The sequence below is a fragment of the Bradyrhizobium sp. i1.15.2 genome (assembly GCF_040548425.1).
Lineage (GTDB): Bacteria > Pseudomonadota > Alphaproteobacteria > Rhizobiales > Xanthobacteraceae > Bradyrhizobium > Bradyrhizobium canariense.
Map to the genome: position 1 here is coordinate 83547 of NZ_JBEPRQ010000021.1, position 15349 is coordinate 98895.

Genomic DNA, 15349 nt, shown 5'->3' on the forward strand with positions numbered 1-15349 from the left:
ATGCTACGCCGCCTGCTTCAACCGGTCTGGGTCCTGCTTGCGATCATCTTCCTGATCGAAGCCTGGCTGTGGGACCATCTCGAACCGATCGTCGCGCGGGTTGTCGCAATCGTCCCGCTCGCCCGCTTCAAGCAATGGATGTCGGACCGCGTCGATGCGCTGTCGCCGGCGATGACGCTGATCGTGTTCGCTGTACCGATCGTCCCGCTGTTTCCGCTCAAGCTGGTCGGCCTGTGGCTGCTCACGCACGAATACTGGACCAGCGCGGTCTTCACCATCGTGTTCGCAAAGCTGCTCGGGGTCGGCGTCACCGCCTTCGTGTTCGATGTGACGCGCGACAAGCTGATGGAGATGCACTGGTTCGAGCGGCTGTACGATCTGGTGCTGAAGCTGCGTGCCAAGGCCGCCGAGCTGGTCGATCCGGTCAAGCGGCGCATCAAGGAGCTGATCGCCGGCAACGGCGAAGGCTGGTCCTCCCGCACGCTCCGCCTGATCCAGCGTTTTCGCAAGAGCGTGCACGAAGCGCGTTGAGCGCCGAAGCAATGAGCGTCGCGTAGCCCGGATGAGCAAAGCGATATCCGGGATTCCTTATTGTGGCTCCCCGCATGTCGCTGCGCTCATGCGGGTTACGAGCCTCAATGCAGATGCAGCAGATGCGGCGACCATGCGCCGAGCACGGTCATTCCAAGTCCGGCAAGCGACAGCAGGCCCGCGATCCAGGCGAGCGGTAGCATGCCGGTGATGATCGTCGCCGAGGCCAGGACGATGCCGATCTGGAAGGCGGCGGACGCCAGCTCGAAGTGATGATATTTCGCAGTCGCCTCGTCGCGTTCATGCTCGGCGTGCTTGGCCTTTTCGGCCAGCTGCTCGGTGCCTTCGCCGGTCTCGGGCTCGGAGCGGTAGCGCTGCGCGGTCTTCTGCCAGTCCTCGATCTGCTTCTGCACGGCCACCTTGTTGGCCTCGTCGCTCGCCGCGCCGAGGATGAGCTTGCCCTGGTCGGCCATGGTCTGCACCACGGTGCGGCGGATGCTCTTGGCCTGGAAGAAGGCCCAGAGGTTGGAGGCCTCGACGTTCTTGCTGATCGATTCGGTCTGGGCGCCCTTGCCGAGCGTCTCGGAGATCGCCAGGAACAGCGCCAGGACCGCGATCAGGAGCGCGATCTTCTTGTTCGAGCCGGACGCGTGTTCGGCGTGCTCGGCATGCTCCATGCTTTCATGTGCGCTCATAAATTCCTCCTGGCTCGGTTCCCCACGATTGACCGAACCGCGGGCGCCGCGCAAGAGGCATGCGCGCCGCGAGGCTTGCTATGACAGCTTCATGTCAGCATCAGCGCCGCGGATGCGCGCTGGCATAGACTTCCAGCAGCCGCTCGGCATCGATGCCGGTATAGATCTGCGTGGTCGAGAGCGAGGCATGGCCGAGCAATTCCTGGATCGCGCGCAAATCGCCGCCGCGTGACAACAGATGCGTGGCGAAGGAATGCCGGAGCGCGTGCGGCGTGGCGCTGTCGGGCAGGCCGAGCGCGCCGCGCAGCCGCTCCATCGCGAGCTGGATGATGCGCGGGCTCAACGGCCCGCCGCGTGCGCCGACGAAGATCGGGCCTTCGGCCGGCAGCGGATACGGGCACATCGCGACATACTCCTGCACCAGTTCGAGCACGTTCTGGAGCACCGGCACCATGCGGGTCTTGTTGCCTTTGCCTGTCACGATCAGCACGTCGCCTTCACCGGGACGCGGCACCTCGCGGCGCGTCAGCCCCAGCGCTTCGGAGATGCGCAGGCCCGAGCCGTAGAGGAGTGCCATCACCGCGGCATCGCGCGCCAAAATCCAGGTCTCGCGATCCTCGCCGGCGCGCTCGTCGGCGTCCGCAAGACGTTTGGCCGACGCCATCGGCAACGGCTTTGGCAGGCTCCTTGCGACTTTCGGCGCGCGGATCGCCGAGAGCGCGCCGACCTTGCCCTTGCCTTCGCGCTCGAGGAAGCGGCCGAACGAACGCAGGCCCGCCAGTGCGCGCATCAGCGAGCGCCCGGCAATATCGTCGGCGCGGCGCATCGCCATGAAGGCCCTGATATCGGTGGCCTCCAGTGCGGCGAAACGCTTCAGCGTCACACGCTCGCCCCAATGGCCGCAGAGGAAATTCAGGCACTGCCGCAGATCGCGGGCATAGGCTTCCAGCGTCTTCGGCGACAGCCGTCGCTCCGCGCCGAGATGCGACAGCCAGCGCGTCATCTCCTGCGCGATGTCAGGATCGGCGCTGGCGAGCTCGATCTGTGGGGCGGCCGCTTTGCTCATGCGCTCTGGACGTGGTGATTCCACTCAGTATATCGCATCACACTCGTTTATCGTTCGCTAAGGCCGCCTCAGGGCGCTAGCCTTGAAGCCCCCGGGTTCCGATTCCCCTCCATGGACCACACGTCGCGCAGCAACGCCGTCTCCGCCAACGCGACCCGCATGGTCGACGTGCTGGTGCCGGTCGCGCTCGACCAGACCTATTCGTACAAGGTGCCGCGTGGGATGGAGCTGAAGGCGGGCGACATTATTGGCGTGCCGCTCGGCCCGCGCGAGGTGCTCGCCGTGGTTTGGGCCGAAAACGCCAATCCGGATCCGCGCCTGCACAACCGCCTCAAGGAGGTCAGCGAAAAGCTCGACATCCCGCCGCTGAAGCCCGAGCTGCGTGCAGTCGTGGACTGGATCGCCAATTACACGCTGAGCCCGCGCGGCATGGTGCTGCGCATGTGCCTGCGGATGGGCGAGAACCTCGGCCCCGAGCGGGTGCGCGCCGGCGTGCGCCTGACCGGCGATCTCCCGCGGCGACTGACGCCGGCGCGGCAGCGCCTGATCGAGGTGCTGTCGGACCGGCTGCTGCACGGCAAGTCCGAGGCGGCCAAGGAGGCCGGCGTTTCGGCCGGCGTGATCGACGGCCTCGTCGACGAAGGCACGCTCACGGTCGAGCCGATGCCGCCGCCTCCACCGCCGCCGCCGCCCGATCCGGATTTCAGCCGGCCGGATTTTTCGCCGCTCCAGCGCGCCGGAGTTGATGCGATGCGCGCGCTCGCGGCCAACGGCAGCTTTCACGTCGCGCTGCTCGACGGTGTCACCGGCTCGGGCAAGACCGAGGTTTACTTCGAAGCCGTGGCCGAGGCGATCCGCCGCGGAAAACAGTCGCTGATCCTGATGCCGGAGATCGCGCTCACCGGCCAGTTCCTCGATCGCTTCGCGCAGCGTTTTGGCGTGCGTCCCTTGGAATGGCATTCCGAGCTGACGCCGCGCACCCGCGCACGCAATTGGGCGGCGATCTCCGAGGGCAGCGCGCCGGTCGTGGTCGGCGCGCGCTCGGCGCTGTTTCTGCCCTACGCCAATCTCGGCCTCATCGTGGTCGATGAAGAGCACGACCAGGCCTACAAGCAGGACGAGGGCGTGCATTATCACGCCCGCGACATGGCGGTGGTGCGCGCGCATATCGCGAAGGTTCCGATCGTGCTGGCATCGGCGACGCCGTCGGTCGAGTCCGAGGTCAATGCGCGCAAGAACCGCTATCAGCGCATCGCGCTGCCGTCACGCTTCGGCGGCCAGCACATGCCGCATATCGAGGCCATCGACATGCGCCGCGAGCCGCCGGCGCGCGGCCGCTTCATCTCGCCGCGGCTGGCGTCCGAGATCAGGACCGCGATCGAGCGGCGCGAGCAGGCGCTATTGTTCCTCAATCGCCGCGGCTATGCGCCGTTGACGCTGTGCCGCGCCTGCGGCCATCGCTTTGCCTGCACCATCTGCGATGCCTGGTTGGTCGATCACCGCTTCCGCCAGCGCCTCGTCTGTCACCATTGCGGCTTCTCGATGCCGCGTCCGCAAACCTGCCCGCATTGCGCGGCGGAGGAATCGCTGGTCGCGGTCGGGCCCGGCGTCGAGCGCTTGCAGGAAGAGGCGGCCGCGCTGTTCCCGGAGGCGCGCACCATGGTGCTGTCGAGCGATCTCATCACCTCGATCGAGACGATGCGCTCCGAGCTGAATGACATCGCGGAGGGCCGCGTCGACGTCATCATCGGCACCCAGCTCGTCGCCAAGGGCCACAATTTCCCGCGGCTCAATCTTGTCGGCGTGGTCGATGCGGATCTCGGCCTGTCCAATGGCGATCCGCGCGCCTCCGAGCGCACCTGGCAATTGCTCAACCAGGTGATCGGCCGCGCCGGGCGCGAGCAGGGCCGCGGCGTCGGCTATCTCCAGACCCACCAGCCCGACCATCCCGTGATGAAGGCGCTGATCGCCTGCGACCGTGAAGCGTTCTACGACAGCGAGATCGATTTGCGCGAACGCACGCTGTATCCGCCGTTCGGGCGGCTCGCGAGCCTGATCATTTCCGCCGGCGACCGGCCGAGCGCCGAAGGCTTCGGCCGCCACCTCGTTGCGCTCGCGCCGCGCGACGAGCGGGTGGTGGTGCTGGGCCCAGCGGAAGCCCCGCTCGCCGTCATCAAGGGCCGCTACCGCTTCCGCATCCTGGTGAAATCGGCGCGCGGCTTCGACCTGTCGGATTATCTGCGCAACTGGCTTGCCGTATGCCCGAAGCCGAAGGGCAATCAAAAGCTCGAGGTCGACGTCGATCCGCAGAGCTTTTTGTAGCCGCTGTCATTCCGGGGCGCGACGAACTCGCGAACCCGGAATCCATTCATCCACCGACCCTGCTGTTCGATGGATTCCGGGCTCGCGCTGCGCGCGCCCCGGAATGACGAAGCCCGCCGTCCCCCAAGACGGCGGGCTTGTTTCACGCGTCGCGCGCTTTAGGAGACGACTTCCGCGGTGACGCGGCCGACGCCGGCGCCGGTGAGGCCGATAGCGCGGGCAGCGCCCGTGGAGAGGTCGAGGACACGGCCGCGAACGAACGGGCCACGGTCGTTGATGGTGACGATGACGCTGGAGCCGCCATGGGTGACCCGCAGCTTGGTGCCGAACGGCAGCGAACGGTGCGCCGCGGTCATGGCGTTCTGGTTGAAGCGCTGGCCCGAGGCAGTCCTGCTGCCGGACTCGTTCCCGTAAAAGGAAGCCATGCCGGAGAAGGCACGTCCGGTGCCCTGCGACGGCGTCATCGACGCATTAGCGTTACGCCAATCGGAGGACGTGTTGGCATCGTTCTGGGCCTGGTGGCGGTGATGATGGTGGGAATACCGATGGTGATGCCGGGATTTGGCGGAAGCTTCGGTGGCAGTTCCCCCGATGAGAAGAGTTGCGGCAACAAAAGCGATCGCCGTACGCGGCCGGGTCACTGAGCCCAGCGTCTTCAAACAAAGCATATATTGGTCCCTAAGCTAGTATTGCCACATATGTGGCAAGTGGAGCCCCCGTAAGTTTGCGAGCGGGACCGCGTTTCGATTCCTAATGAGGCGTGAATTGGGCAGTAAATCCGTTCTGTGTCGCCGTGTAATATCTTGTTACCGGCGGAGATATTCAGCCGACATTCCGTAATATTGGAATTTAACGATTCGTTAATCTCTAAATTACTCGCGAATACTGTAAAACGAAGTCATCGCTTTCCGCATTTAGAATTCGGAAAGTATTCGGCGAGTGAAGCTGGATGCGCCGGAATCACGCCTCAGCGATCCGTGTTCATGGCCGCTATGCGCTGAGGGCAGGAACCAATGGCCGGCATCGGCTCGGGGGTGGGCTTAGGGGCTGTGGCAATTCCGCGGCATGGCAGGTCGTCGTCGCGTCGTCGTGGAGTGCGACGAACTGGCGACAGAACGTCATGCCTTTAATTTGGCGTCATGTTGCACGTGCGCGCCTGCTATGTTAGCAAAGCCGCGATTTTAACGAGCCCGGCACTTCCGTGCGGGGTCGAAAATCGAAGTCCCGCTTGAATTCCAAGGGCTTGGATCGCTAGGCGCCGCTTTGTGGCGACGGTTTTTCCCTTGCGAGTTTGACAGCAAAAAGAGCACGTCTGTGGCTGCAGAAGATACGTCCGTTTCCGGTGTGTCGGGCCGTTATGCAACGGCCTTGTTTGAACTGGCCCGCGACCAGAAAGTGGTCGACGAGGTCAAAGCCGATCTCGAAAAATTCGAGGGCATGCTGAACGAAAGCGCCGATCTGAAGCGCCTCGTCCGCAGCCCTGTGTTCGCGGCCGATGCCCAGTCCAGGGCCCTCTCGGCCGTTTTGGACAAGGCGGGCATCGCCGGCATCTCCGCCAATTTCCTGAAAGTGCTGACCGCCAACCGCCGCCTGTTCGCGGTGGCTGACGTCATCCGCGCCTATCGCGCCCTGGTCGCCAGGTTCAAGGGCGAGGCGACGGCCGACGTCACCGTGGCGGAGGCGCTCTCGGACAAGAATCTCGACGCCCTCAAGGTTGCCCTGAAGTCGGTGACCGGCAAGGACGTCGCGCTCAACGTGAAGATCGATCCCTCGATCATCGGTGGCCTCGTGGTCAAGCTTGGCAGCCGGATGATCGATAGCTCGCTTCGCACCAAACTCAATTCGATCAAGCACGCGATGAAAGAGGCAGGCTGATGGACATCCGCGCCGCGGAAATTTCCGCGATCCTCAAGGACCAGATCAAGAATTTCGGCCAGGAAGCTGAAGTCTCCGAAGTCGGACAGGTGCTGTCCGTCGGCGACGGTATCGCCCGCGTTTACGGTCTGGATAACGTCCAGGCCGGTGAAATGGTCGAGTTCGAGAACGGCACCCGCGGCATGGCGCTGAACCTCGAGACCGACAACGTCGGTATCGTCATTTTCGGCGCCGACCGCGAGATCAAGGAAGGCCAGACCGTCAAGCGCACCCGCGCCATCGTGGACGCGCCGGTCGGCAAGGGCCTGCTCGGCCGCGTCGTCGACGCGCTCGGCAATCCGATCGACGGCAAGGGCCCGATCCAGGCCGACAAGCGCATGCGCGTCGACGTCAAGGCACCCGGCATCATTCCGCGCAAATCGGTGAACGAGCCGATGGCGACCGGCCTCAAGGCGATCGACGCCCTGATCCCGATCGGCCGCGGCCAGCGCGAGCTGATCATCGGCGACCGTCAGACCGGCAAGACCGCGATCGCGCTCGACACCATCCTCAACCAGAAGCCGCTCAACGCGCAGCCGGACGAGAACATCAAGCTGTATTGCGTCTACGTCGCGATCGGCCAGAAGCGCTCGACCGTTGCCCAGTTCGTGAAGGTGCTGGAAGAGCAGGGCGCGCTCGAATATTCGATCATCGTGGCCGCTACCGCGTCGGATCCGGCACCGATGCAGTACATCGCGCCGTTCACCGGCTGCACCATGGGCGAGTACTTCCGCGACAACGGCATGCACGCCGTCATCATCTATGACGATTTGTCCAAGCAGGCCGTCGCCTACCGCCAGATGTCGCTCCTGCTGCGCCGCCCGCCGGGCCGCGAAGCCTATCCGGGCGACGTGTTCTATCTGCATTCCCGCCTGCTCGAGCGCGCGGCGAAGCTGAACAAGGACCAGGGCTCGGGCTCGCTGACGGCGCTGCCGGTCATCGAAACCCAGGCCAACGACGTGTCGGCCTACATTCCGACCAACGTCATCTCGATCACCGACGGCCAGATCTTCCTGGAAACCGACCTGTTCTTCCAGGGCATCCGCCCCGCGGTGAACGTCGGTCTGTCGGTGTCGCGCGTCGGCTCCTCGGCGCAGACCAAGGCCACCAAGAAGGTCGCCGGCAAGATCAAGGGCGAGCTGGCGCAGTACCGCGAAATGGCGGCGTTCGCGCAGTTCGGCTCCGACCTCGACGCCTCGACCCAGCGCCTGCTCAACCGCGGCTCGCGTCTCACCGAGCTCCTGAAGCAGCCGCAGTTCGCGCCGCTGAAGATGGAAGAGCAGGTCTGCGTGATCTGGGCCGGCACCAACGGCTATCTCGATCCGCTTCCGGTCAACAAGGTGCGCGCGTTCGAGGACGGTCTGTTGTCGCTGCTGCGCGGCAAGAACGTCGATATCCTCAACGCGATCCGCGATAGCCGCGATCTCTCCGACGACAGTGCCGCCAAGCTGAAGTCGGTGGTCGAAGGTTTCGCCAAGAGCTTCGCATAAGAGAACGGTCGCAAGGCCGGGCTTCGTGTCCCGGCCTTCCGTGCCTCACTGCATGGAAACGAAGACGTGGATGCCCGGGACACGCCCGGGCATGACGACTGGGATAGGCTAGCGGCTTGATCCAAGGGGTCGAACCGCCGGGGTGAACGAAGAATGGCGTCACTTAAAGACATGCGCGTCCGCATCGCCTCCACCAAGGCGACGCAGAAGATCACCAAGGCCATGCAGATGGTCGCGGCGTCCCGGTTGCGCCGCGCCCAGCAGGCGGCCGAGGCGGCGCGGCCATATGCCGACAAGATGAGCGCGGTGATCTCCAACATCGCCAGCGCTGCCGCCGGTTCGCCCGGCGCTCCGGTGCTGCTGGGCGGCACCGGCAAGGATCAGGTTCACCTGCTGCTGGTCTGCACCGGCGAGCGTGGTCTGTCCGGCGCCTTCAACTCCTCGATCGTGCGTCTCGCGCGCGAGCGCGCCCAGGCGCTGATCGCGCAGGGCAAGGAAGTCAAATTCTTCTGCGTCGGTCGCAAGGGCTACGAGCAGCTCCGCCGCCTGTACGACAAGCAGATCATCGAGCACCTCGACCTGCGCGGCGTTCGTCAGCTCGGCTTCCTCAACGCCGAGGACATCGCCAAGAAGGTCTTGGCCCGCTTCGACAACGGCGAATTCGACGTCTGCACGCTGTTCTACGCGCAGTTCAAGTCGGTGATCGCCCAGGTCCCGACCGCGCAGCAGATCATTCCGTTGACCGTGGAAGAAAAGGCGGCGAACGCGCCGTCGACGTCCTACGACTACGAGCCGGAGGAAGACGAACTCCTCTCCGGCCTGTTGCCGCGGAATATCGCGGTGCAGATTTTCCGCGCGCTGCTGGAAAACAACGCCTCGTTCTACGGCGCGCAGATGAGCTCGATGGACAACGCCACCCGCAACGCGGGCGAAATGATCCGCAAGCAAACCCAGATCTACAACCGAACCCGTCAAGCCCAGATCACCAAGGAGCTGATCGAGATCATCTCCGGCGCCGAGGCGGTCTGACGCACGAACCAAACGACGGTCGTTCAAGTAAAGAATTTCGAAGGAGAGCTTCATGGCTACAGCAGCTACCCAGGTCGGTCGTGTCACCCAGGTCATGGGCGCCGTCGTCGACGTTCAGTTCGAAGGCCATCTGCCGGCCATTCTGAATTCGTTGGAAACCAGGAACGGCAACATCCGCCTCGTGCTGGAAGTTGCGCAGCATCTCGGTGAGTCCACCGTGCGCACGATCGCGATGGACGTGACCGAAGGTCTGGTCCGCGGCCAGGAAGTGACCGACACCGGTCAGCCGATCTCGGTTCCCGTCGGCGCGGGCACGCTCGGCCGCATCATGAACGTGATCGGCGAGCCGATCGACGAAGCCGGCCCGATCCAGTCCGAAGGCATGCGCGCCATCCACCAGGAAGCGCCGAGCTACACCGACCAGTCGACCGAAGCTGAAATTCTCGTCACAGGCATCAAGGTCGTCGACTTGCTCGCGCCCTACGCCAAGGGCGGCAAGATCGGCCTGTTCGGCGGCGCCGGCGTCGGCAAGACCGTGCTGATTCAGGAGCTGATCAACAACGTCGCGAAGGCCCACGGTGGTTACTCCGTGTTCGCCGGCGTCGGTGAGCGTACCCGCGAGGGCAACGACCTCTATCACGAGTTCATCGAGTCCAAGGTCAACGCCGATCCGCACAATCCGGATCCGAGCGTCAAGTCGAAGTGCGCGCTGGTGTTCGGCCAGATGAACGAGCCGCCCGGCGCCCGCGCCCGAGTCGGCCTCACCGGTCTGACCGTCGCCGAGCACTTCCGCGACCAGGGCCAGGACGTGCTGTTCTTCGTCGACAACATCTTCCGCTTCACCCAGGCCGGTTCTGAAGTGTCGGCGCTGCTCGGTCGTATCCCGAGCGCCGTGGGTTACCAGCCGACGCTTGCCACCGACATGGGCGCGCTGCAGGAGCGCATCACCACCACGCAGAAGGGTTCGATCACTTCGGTGCAGGCCATTTACGTTCCGGCCGACGACTTGACCGACCCGGCGCCCGCGACCTCGTTCGCGCATTTGGACGCCACCACGGTGTTGAACCGCGCGATCTCGGAAAAGGGCATCTATCCGGCGGTGGATCCGCTCGACTCGACCTCGCGCATGCTCTCGCCGCTCGTCGTCGGCCAGGAGCACTACGACACCGCGCGTCAGGTCCAGCAGGTGCTGCAGCGCTACAAGTCGCTGCAGGACATCATCGCCATTCTCGGCATGGACGAGCTTTCGGAAGAGGACAAGCTGACGGTGGCCCGCGCCCGCAAGATCGAGCGCTTCCTGTCGCAGCCGTTCCACGTCGCCGAAATCTTCACCGGCTCGCCCGGCAAGTTCGTCGACCTCGCGGACACCATCAAGGGCTTCCGCGGCCTCTGCGAAGGCAAGTACGATCACCTGCCGGAAGCCGCCTTCTACATGGTCGGCACCATCGAAGAGGCGATCGAGAAGGGCAAGAAGCTGGCGGCCGAGGCGGCCTAAGCTGCGAAGGGCGAGCAGGGAGTAGCGAATAGTCGCGCTGCTCCCGCTCCATTCGCAATTCGCTACTCACCATTCGCAGGTTTCCAATGGCCACCTTCCACTTCGATCTCGTCTCGCCGGAAAAGCTCGCCTTCTCGGGCGAGGTCGACCAGGTCGATATCCCCGGCGTCGAAGGTGATTTCGGCGTGCTGGCGGGACACGCTCCTGTCGTGGCCGCGATCCGGCCCGGCATTCTCACCGTGACCACCGGCGGCAAGCACGAGAAGATCATCGTGCTCGGCGGTATCGCCGAAGTTTCCGACAAGGGCCTGACGGTACTCGCCGACGTCGCGACCTCGCTGGCCGAGCTCGATCGCGCCCAGTTCGCCGCGACTATCTCGGAGATGGAAGAGGGATTGAAGGAGCACGAAGGCAACGAGCTCGATCAAGCCATCGCGCGGCTCGACCACTTCAAGAGCATCCAGCAGCAGCTCAGCAGCACGGCTATGCACTAAGCCCCGGTGCATCGCGCCGGGGCCCGAACTGAAAATTCCTGAATAAGTTCAGCGCTCGTCACGGAAGTGGCGGGCGCTGAAACTTTGTTGCACCGCGCCGCCGATCGCGCCATTCTGCACTCGCGAACTTTGTTCCGGGGGCCGGCCGCAAAATGAAACGCAAGATCGCAGCGATTTTCGCAGCCGATATTGCCGGCTATTCACGACTGGTCGCGGAAGACGAAGAGGAGACGCTGCGGCGTCTCGCCTCCTATCGCGAGGTTGTCGACGATTTCATTGCCAAGGCGGGCGGACGCATCTTCAACACTGCGGGTGACGCCGTGCTCGCGGAATTTCCAAGCGCAGTCGATGCGGTGCGCTGCGCGATCGACATTCAGGAATCCCTGCGAACCCGCAACATGGCCTATCCGCAAAGCCGGCTGATGTCGTTCCGCATCGGCATCACCATCGGCGACGTGGTCGAGCGCGACGGCGATCTGCTCGGTGACGGCGTCAATATCGCCGCCCGGCTCGAGGGCCTCGCCGAGGTCGGCGGCATCTGCGTCTCCCGCGCCGTGCACGAGCAGGTCGCCAACAAGCTGTCGGTGCAGTTCGCCGATATCGGCGCGCAGGAGGTCAAGAACATCCCGACGCCGGTGCACGCCTACATGGTGGCAATGCGGCGCGGGGACGGCAGCTACGCGACGCCGCAAATCAAGAAGGTGGCGAAGGCTGCGGCCGCGCCGAACTGGATGTGGCCGCTGGTGGTCGGTGTCGTCTCCGTCGTCGCCATCGGCGTCGGTGGCTTCCTCTATTTCACCAAGCTCGAGACCACCAGGGCGCCGGCGGTTGCAGCGATTGCGCCAAGCTCTGCATCAAGTCCGATGCCCAGCGCGGCTGCGGCAGCAGCGCCAAGCCCGTCAGCCACCATGGCAGCGAAAGCGCCGATGCCCATGCCGGCACCATCGGCTTCACCGATGGCCGGCAAGTTTCCCGCCGACAGCGTCCCCTTCATCAACGAGCGCATCCGCAACTACCTGGCTGGCGACTATTCCGCTGCCGGCAACTACAAGGCGTTCGCGCTCAATGTCGGCGGGTTCACCGGCGCGTCGTTGAATCAGCCGAACGAGGAAGCCGCGCGCAACGCCGCACTCGATCAGTGTCAGAAGCGCGCCGATGCCGCGCAGTCGCCGCGGCGCTGCGAGCTCTATGCGGTCGGCAACAACATTGTCTACACGCACGGCAAGCCGCCGATGCCGCCGCAGCCATTCGTCCGGCATGATGCCATGACCGAGCGCGCCTTTGCCTCCAAAGACTTTCCGATGGTGCGCGATCCCGCGAAAGTCCGCCTCGAGAACATGTTCGTGCCCGCTGCAAAATCCCGCGCGGTCGCGCTCGGCCCGGGCGGTCAATATTTCATGGTGATGGGCGCATCATCCGCCGACGATGCCGCGCGGCGTTCGCTGGAATCGTGCGGCGCGATCGCCGGCGTCGCTTGCCTGGTCGTTGCGGTCGACGAGAATTTCGTCGTGCCGATCCCGACCCTGCTGAGGATCACCGGCTTCTTCCACGCGGCGTCCAACGCCTCGATCGTCGCAGATGCGCGCGACGAGGTCGTGCGCAAGCTCGCCGACGGCATGGGCTGGAACGCCGTCGCGGTCGGCACCGCGGGCCGGCCGGGCCTCGGCCTCAAGGCCGCGGACGAGCAGACCGCCGTCAATTCCGCGCTCGCCGACTGCGCCAAGCGCGACAGCGACTGCCACGTCATCGCGATCGGCCCGTTCACGGTGGGACCGATCAATTAGGCTCGCGCAAATTTCCGGCGAAAGTTCTCTAATGATTTCAACCCCGTTCTACTGTGCATGGGGTTGTTTTCGCGTTTTTAGTTGGCGAAGGGCGCAAACTGCTGCGCCACTGCGCTGTAGACGTGGCGGCGGAACGGCACCACGACATCGGGGACGCGGTCGAGCCGCTCCCAGCGCCAGGCGTCGAACTCGGCGGGCTGCCCGTTGCGCGGCGTCAGCGGATCGATCTCGTCATCCTTGCCGGTGAAGCGCAGCGCGAACCATTTCTGGCGCTGACCGCGGAATTTCGCCAGCCGATGCGTCTGCGGCCCGTCATAGGGCGGAAATTCGTAAGTCAGCCAGTCGGTCTCGCCGAGATAGGTTGCGCTCTTGACGCTGGTCTCTTCCCAGAGCTCGCGCAGCGCGGCATCGCGCAAATCCTCGCCCTCGTCGACGCCGCCCTGCGGCATCTGCCAGTCGAGGCCCGGCAGGATGATCTCGGGTCCGTCGCCCTTGAAGCGGTGCCCGATCAGCACGCGGCCATCGGCGTTGAACAGCGCGATTCCGACATTGGGACGGTAAGGCTTTTCATGGGTCACGCGTGGATCTCTCGTCGTCATTTCAGGCGATGCATTAGCATCAAGCTGGAATGGCGACCTGAACTAATCCCGCGCCAGCGCGGAAAATTCCTTCACCACCCGCTCGTAGACCGGACGCTTGAACGGGATGATCAGCCCGGTCAGGTTCTTCATCGGTTCCCAGCGCCAGCTCACGAACTCGGCCTTGTGGCCGCCGCCGGGCTTTTCGACGTTGATCTCGCTGTCCTTGCCGGTGAAGCGGACCGCGAACCATTTCTGGCGCTGGCCGCGGTAGCGGCCCTTCCAGGCGCGCCCGGCAACCGTGCGCGGAATGTCGTAAGTGAGCCAGTCCGGAACCTCGCCGAGCCGCTCGACCGAGCGCACGCTGGTCTCCTCATAGAGCTCGCGCTTGGCGGCCTCCCAATTATCCTCGCCGGGATCGACGCCGCCCTGCGGCATCTGCCAGACATGGGTGTCGTCGACATGCTCGATGCCACCGGCGCGGCGGCCGATGAACACCAGTCCGTCCTTGTTGAGCAACATCACGCCGACGCAGGTCCGGTAGGGCAGATCCTCGTAACGCGCCATTCCGCCAGACCTCTCGCATGCCGTCGGTAAGGCTGAAGCAGGCCCCGCGGGCCTGTGCCGTACCAATCCGTTGATTTAGCTGGATTTTGATTTCAGCATCGCGGTTGTCAATGGCACCAAAAGGATACCTCGGTCGCCCAATGTCTTGGTCCAGACGCCAATGCGCTCGATCGAGACCGGGAGGGCGGAGGCGGTGCCTACGGCCACGCCGCGCTCGCGCGCCGCCGCTTCGAGCTTGGTCAGGGCGCGGTCGATCTCGGCCGGGGTCGGCACTGCGTCGATCGCGATATCGCCCTTGCCGAACGGCATCGCCAGGCTGCCGGCGGCCTGCGGTGCGATGCTGTTGGGCGATGAGCCGTCGTCGAAGAAGCCGAGGCCGCGCCTGGCCGCCTCGCGAATGATCGGCTGCATCGCCGGCTCCGTTGCGATGAAGCGGGCGCCCATGAAATTGGTGAGGCCGGCATAGCCCTGCATCCGGCTCAGATGCCAGTACAGGCGGTCCATGTTCTGGTCGGCGCTCAGCGAAGTCAGCAGCGTCTGCGGTCCCGGATCGTTGTCTGGGAAGTCGTAGGGCTCCATCGGAATCTGGAGGAAGATCTCGTGGCGCTGGGCGCGGGCGCGCTCGGCGAGTTTTCCTGGATCGGACCCATAAGGCGTGAAGGCCAGCGTCACCGCCGGTGGCAGCCGCATGATGGCATCGGTGGTCTTGGCGGCGCCGACGCCGAGGCCGCCGATCAGGATCGCGACCACCGGCATCTTGGCGGCCTTGGAGCGATCGGCATCCGCCGCATAGACGTTGAACGGCTTCAGATCCCCGGACATCGCCGGGATCATGCCGTAGCGCGATTTCTCAAGGAGTTTTGGGTCGATCCCGGCCATGACGGGCGGCGGTGCGGAGGCCGAGGCCGCCTCGCTTTTGCCGGCGGCATCGCCGCCGATCACCACGTCGTGGCGGGTGCCGGTGGAACCGTCGATCATGGTGACGGTCTTCTGCTCGCCCGCCTGCTTCGGTGCGTCCCTGGTCTCTTGCTTGCTTTCCTGCTTGCTGTCCTGGCCGTGGCTGGCGGCGGCCGGCTTGTCGTCGCCGGTCTTGTCTGCGGCACTGGGCTCGCGGATCGCGAGCCGCGTCATCGGCTCGCCGCCGAGCGGATCCTTGTTGAAGATGGCGAAGCCGGCAAAGGTGACCAGGAACAGGCCGAGCAGGACTGCGAGCAGCTGCATGGCGGTGAACGGCAGCCGCAGCCGGCGTTTCCGGCGCGGCTTGTCCCGTCCGAGCGGGGCGCTCAGATCATCGGCCGTTTCAGTCATGCGCGATCCCGAATCACTCGAGACGACGATACCACGCCGAGGTCAAGCGGCGGCAGGCCGGGATAGGCCGGGGATA

The 15349-nt window shown here is 64.8% G+C and carries 14 protein-coding genes; 8 read left to right on the forward strand and 6 right to left on the reverse strand.

Going from position 1 to position 15349, the window contains the following annotated elements:
- Entirely contained in the window at positions 1 to 531 is a 531-nt protein-coding gene (locus ABIB80_RS28885; protein ID WP_007598880.1) for a hypothetical protein, read from the forward strand.
- A gap of 104 nt (positions 532 to 635) precedes the next feature.
- Here the strand turns inward: ABIB80_RS28885 and ABIB80_RS28890 are convergent, their stop codons facing one another.
- Together ABIB80_RS28890 and ABIB80_RS28895 are read right to left on the reverse strand one after the other, a co-directional pair.
- Positions 636 to 1226 carry a DUF4337 domain-containing protein gene (locus tag ABIB80_RS28890; RefSeq protein WP_007598882.1) on the reverse strand — a complete coding sequence of 197 codons (591 nt, stop codon included), beginning with the start codon at positions 1224 to 1226 and terminating at the stop codon, positions 636 to 638.
- Between the two features lie 100 nt (positions 1227 to 1326).
- Positions 1327 to 2292: a tyrosine recombinase XerC gene (locus tag ABIB80_RS28895; protein ID WP_007598884.1), complete on the reverse strand. Its 966-nt coding sequence runs from the start codon at positions 2290 to 2292 to the stop codon at positions 1327 to 1329.
- Between the two features lie 111 nt (positions 2293 to 2403).
- Between ABIB80_RS28895 and ABIB80_RS28900 the strand changes: the two genes are divergently transcribed.
- Complete coding sequence (locus tag ABIB80_RS28900; protein ID WP_007598886.1) at positions 2404 to 4614, forward strand: primosomal protein N'; 2211 nt, start codon at positions 2404 to 2406, stop codon at positions 4612 to 4614.
- A 158-nt stretch (positions 4615 to 4772) separates the two neighbouring features.
- Here ABIB80_RS28900 and ABIB80_RS28905 read toward each other — a convergent pair whose 3' ends face one another.
- A complete protein-coding gene (locus ABIB80_RS28905) occupies positions 4773 to 5282 on the reverse strand; it encodes a septal ring lytic transglycosylase RlpA family protein (RefSeq protein ID WP_007598887.1) in 510 nt (169 codons plus the stop codon).
- 646 nt (positions 5283 to 5928) lie between these two features.
- On the opposite strand from ABIB80_RS28905, the gene ABIB80_RS28910 reads away from it, so the two are divergent.
- From ABIB80_RS28910 to ABIB80_RS28935, 6 genes are all read left to right on the forward strand, one after another.
- The gene (locus tag ABIB80_RS28910) at positions 5929 to 6489 is read left to right on the forward strand and encodes a F0F1 ATP synthase subunit delta (RefSeq protein WP_007598889.1); all 561 of its coding nucleotides are present in this window, start codon (positions 5929 to 5931) and stop codon (positions 6487 to 6489) included.
- Positions 6489 to 8018, forward strand: coding sequence for a F0F1 ATP synthase subunit alpha (gene atpA / locus ABIB80_RS28915; protein ID WP_007598893.1), 1530 nt, complete (start codon positions 6489 to 6491; stop codon positions 8016 to 8018). Before ABIB80_RS28910 ends, atpA begins: the two co-directional genes overlap by 1 nt.
- A 153-nt stretch (positions 8019 to 8171) precedes the next feature.
- Entirely contained in the window at positions 8172 to 9047 is an 876-nt protein-coding gene (locus ABIB80_RS28920; RefSeq protein ID WP_007598895.1) for a F0F1 ATP synthase subunit gamma, read from the forward strand.
- Between the two features lie 52 nt (positions 9048 to 9099).
- A complete protein-coding gene (gene atpD, locus ABIB80_RS28925; RefSeq protein WP_007598896.1) occupies positions 9100 to 10542 on the forward strand; it encodes a F0F1 ATP synthase subunit beta in 1443 nt (480 codons plus the stop codon).
- Positions 10543 to 10628: 86 nt separating this feature from the next.
- On the forward strand, positions 10629 to 11036 hold the full coding sequence (locus tag ABIB80_RS28930) for a F0F1 ATP synthase subunit epsilon (RefSeq protein WP_007598897.1): 408 nt from the start codon (positions 10629 to 10631) through the stop codon (positions 11034 to 11036).
- A gap of 152 nt (positions 11037 to 11188) precedes the next feature.
- The gene (locus ABIB80_RS28935; RefSeq protein ID WP_007598898.1) at positions 11189 to 12820 is read left to right on the forward strand and encodes an adenylate/guanylate cyclase domain-containing protein; all 1632 of its coding nucleotides are present in this window, start codon (positions 11189 to 11191) and stop codon (positions 12818 to 12820) included.
- Between the two features lie 77 nt (positions 12821 to 12897).
- Here the strand turns inward: ABIB80_RS28935 and ABIB80_RS28940 are convergent, their stop codons facing one another.
- From ABIB80_RS28940 to ABIB80_RS28950, 3 genes are all read right to left on the reverse strand, one after another.
- Complete coding sequence (locus ABIB80_RS28940; RefSeq protein ID WP_007598899.1) at positions 12898 to 13398, reverse strand: RNA pyrophosphohydrolase; 501 nt, start codon at positions 13396 to 13398, stop codon at positions 12898 to 12900.
- A gap of 63 nt (positions 13399 to 13461) precedes the next feature.
- On the reverse strand, positions 13462 to 13965 hold the full coding sequence (locus tag ABIB80_RS28945) for an RNA pyrophosphohydrolase (protein ID WP_007598900.1): 504 nt from the start codon (positions 13963 to 13965) through the stop codon (positions 13462 to 13464).
- A gap of 75 nt (positions 13966 to 14040) precedes the next feature.
- Positions 14041 to 15273 (reverse strand): divergent polysaccharide deacetylase family protein, encoded by a 1233-nt coding sequence (locus tag ABIB80_RS28950; protein WP_354128857.1) that lies wholly within the window; start codon positions 15271 to 15273, stop codon positions 14041 to 14043.
- Between the last annotated feature and the right edge of the window lie 76 nt (positions 15274 to 15349).

Coding starts and splice junctions, on each gene's coding strand:
- ABIB80_RS28885 (WP_007598880.1), top strand. CDS start 1: ATGCTACGCCGCCTGCTTCAACCGGTCTGGGTCCTGCTTGCGATCATC.
- ABIB80_RS28890 (WP_007598882.1), bottom strand. CDS start 1,226: ATGAGCGCACATGAAAGCATGGAGCATGCCGAGCACGCCGAACACGCG.
- ABIB80_RS28895 (WP_007598884.1), bottom strand. CDS start 2,292: ATGAGCAAAGCGGCCGCCCCACAGATCGAGCTCGCCAGCGCCGATCCT.
- ABIB80_RS28900 (WP_007598886.1), top strand. CDS start 2,404: ATGGACCACACGTCGCGCAGCAACGCCGTCTCCGCCAACGCGACCCGC.
- ABIB80_RS28905 (WP_007598887.1), bottom strand. CDS start 5,282: ATGCTTTGTTTGAAGACGCTGGGCTCAGTGACCCGGCCGCGTACGGCG.
- atpA (WP_007598893.1), top strand. CDS start 6,489: ATGGACATCCGCGCCGCGGAAATTTCCGCGATCCTCAAGGACCAGATC.
- ABIB80_RS28920 (WP_007598895.1), top strand. CDS start 8,172: ATGGCGTCACTTAAAGACATGCGCGTCCGCATCGCCTCCACCAAGGCG.
- atpD (WP_007598896.1), top strand. CDS start 9,100: ATGGCTACAGCAGCTACCCAGGTCGGTCGTGTCACCCAGGTCATGGGC.
- ABIB80_RS28930 (WP_007598897.1), top strand. CDS start 10,629: ATGGCCACCTTCCACTTCGATCTCGTCTCGCCGGAAAAGCTCGCCTTC.
- ABIB80_RS28935 (WP_007598898.1), top strand. CDS start 11,189: ATGAAACGCAAGATCGCAGCGATTTTCGCAGCCGATATTGCCGGCTAT.
- ABIB80_RS28945 (WP_007598900.1), bottom strand. CDS start 13,965: ATGGCGCGTTACGAGGATCTGCCCTACCGGACCTGCGTCGGCGTGATG.
- ABIB80_RS28950 (WP_354128857.1), bottom strand. CDS start 15,273: ATGACTGAAACGGCCGATGATCTGAGCGCCCCGCTCGGACGGGACAAG.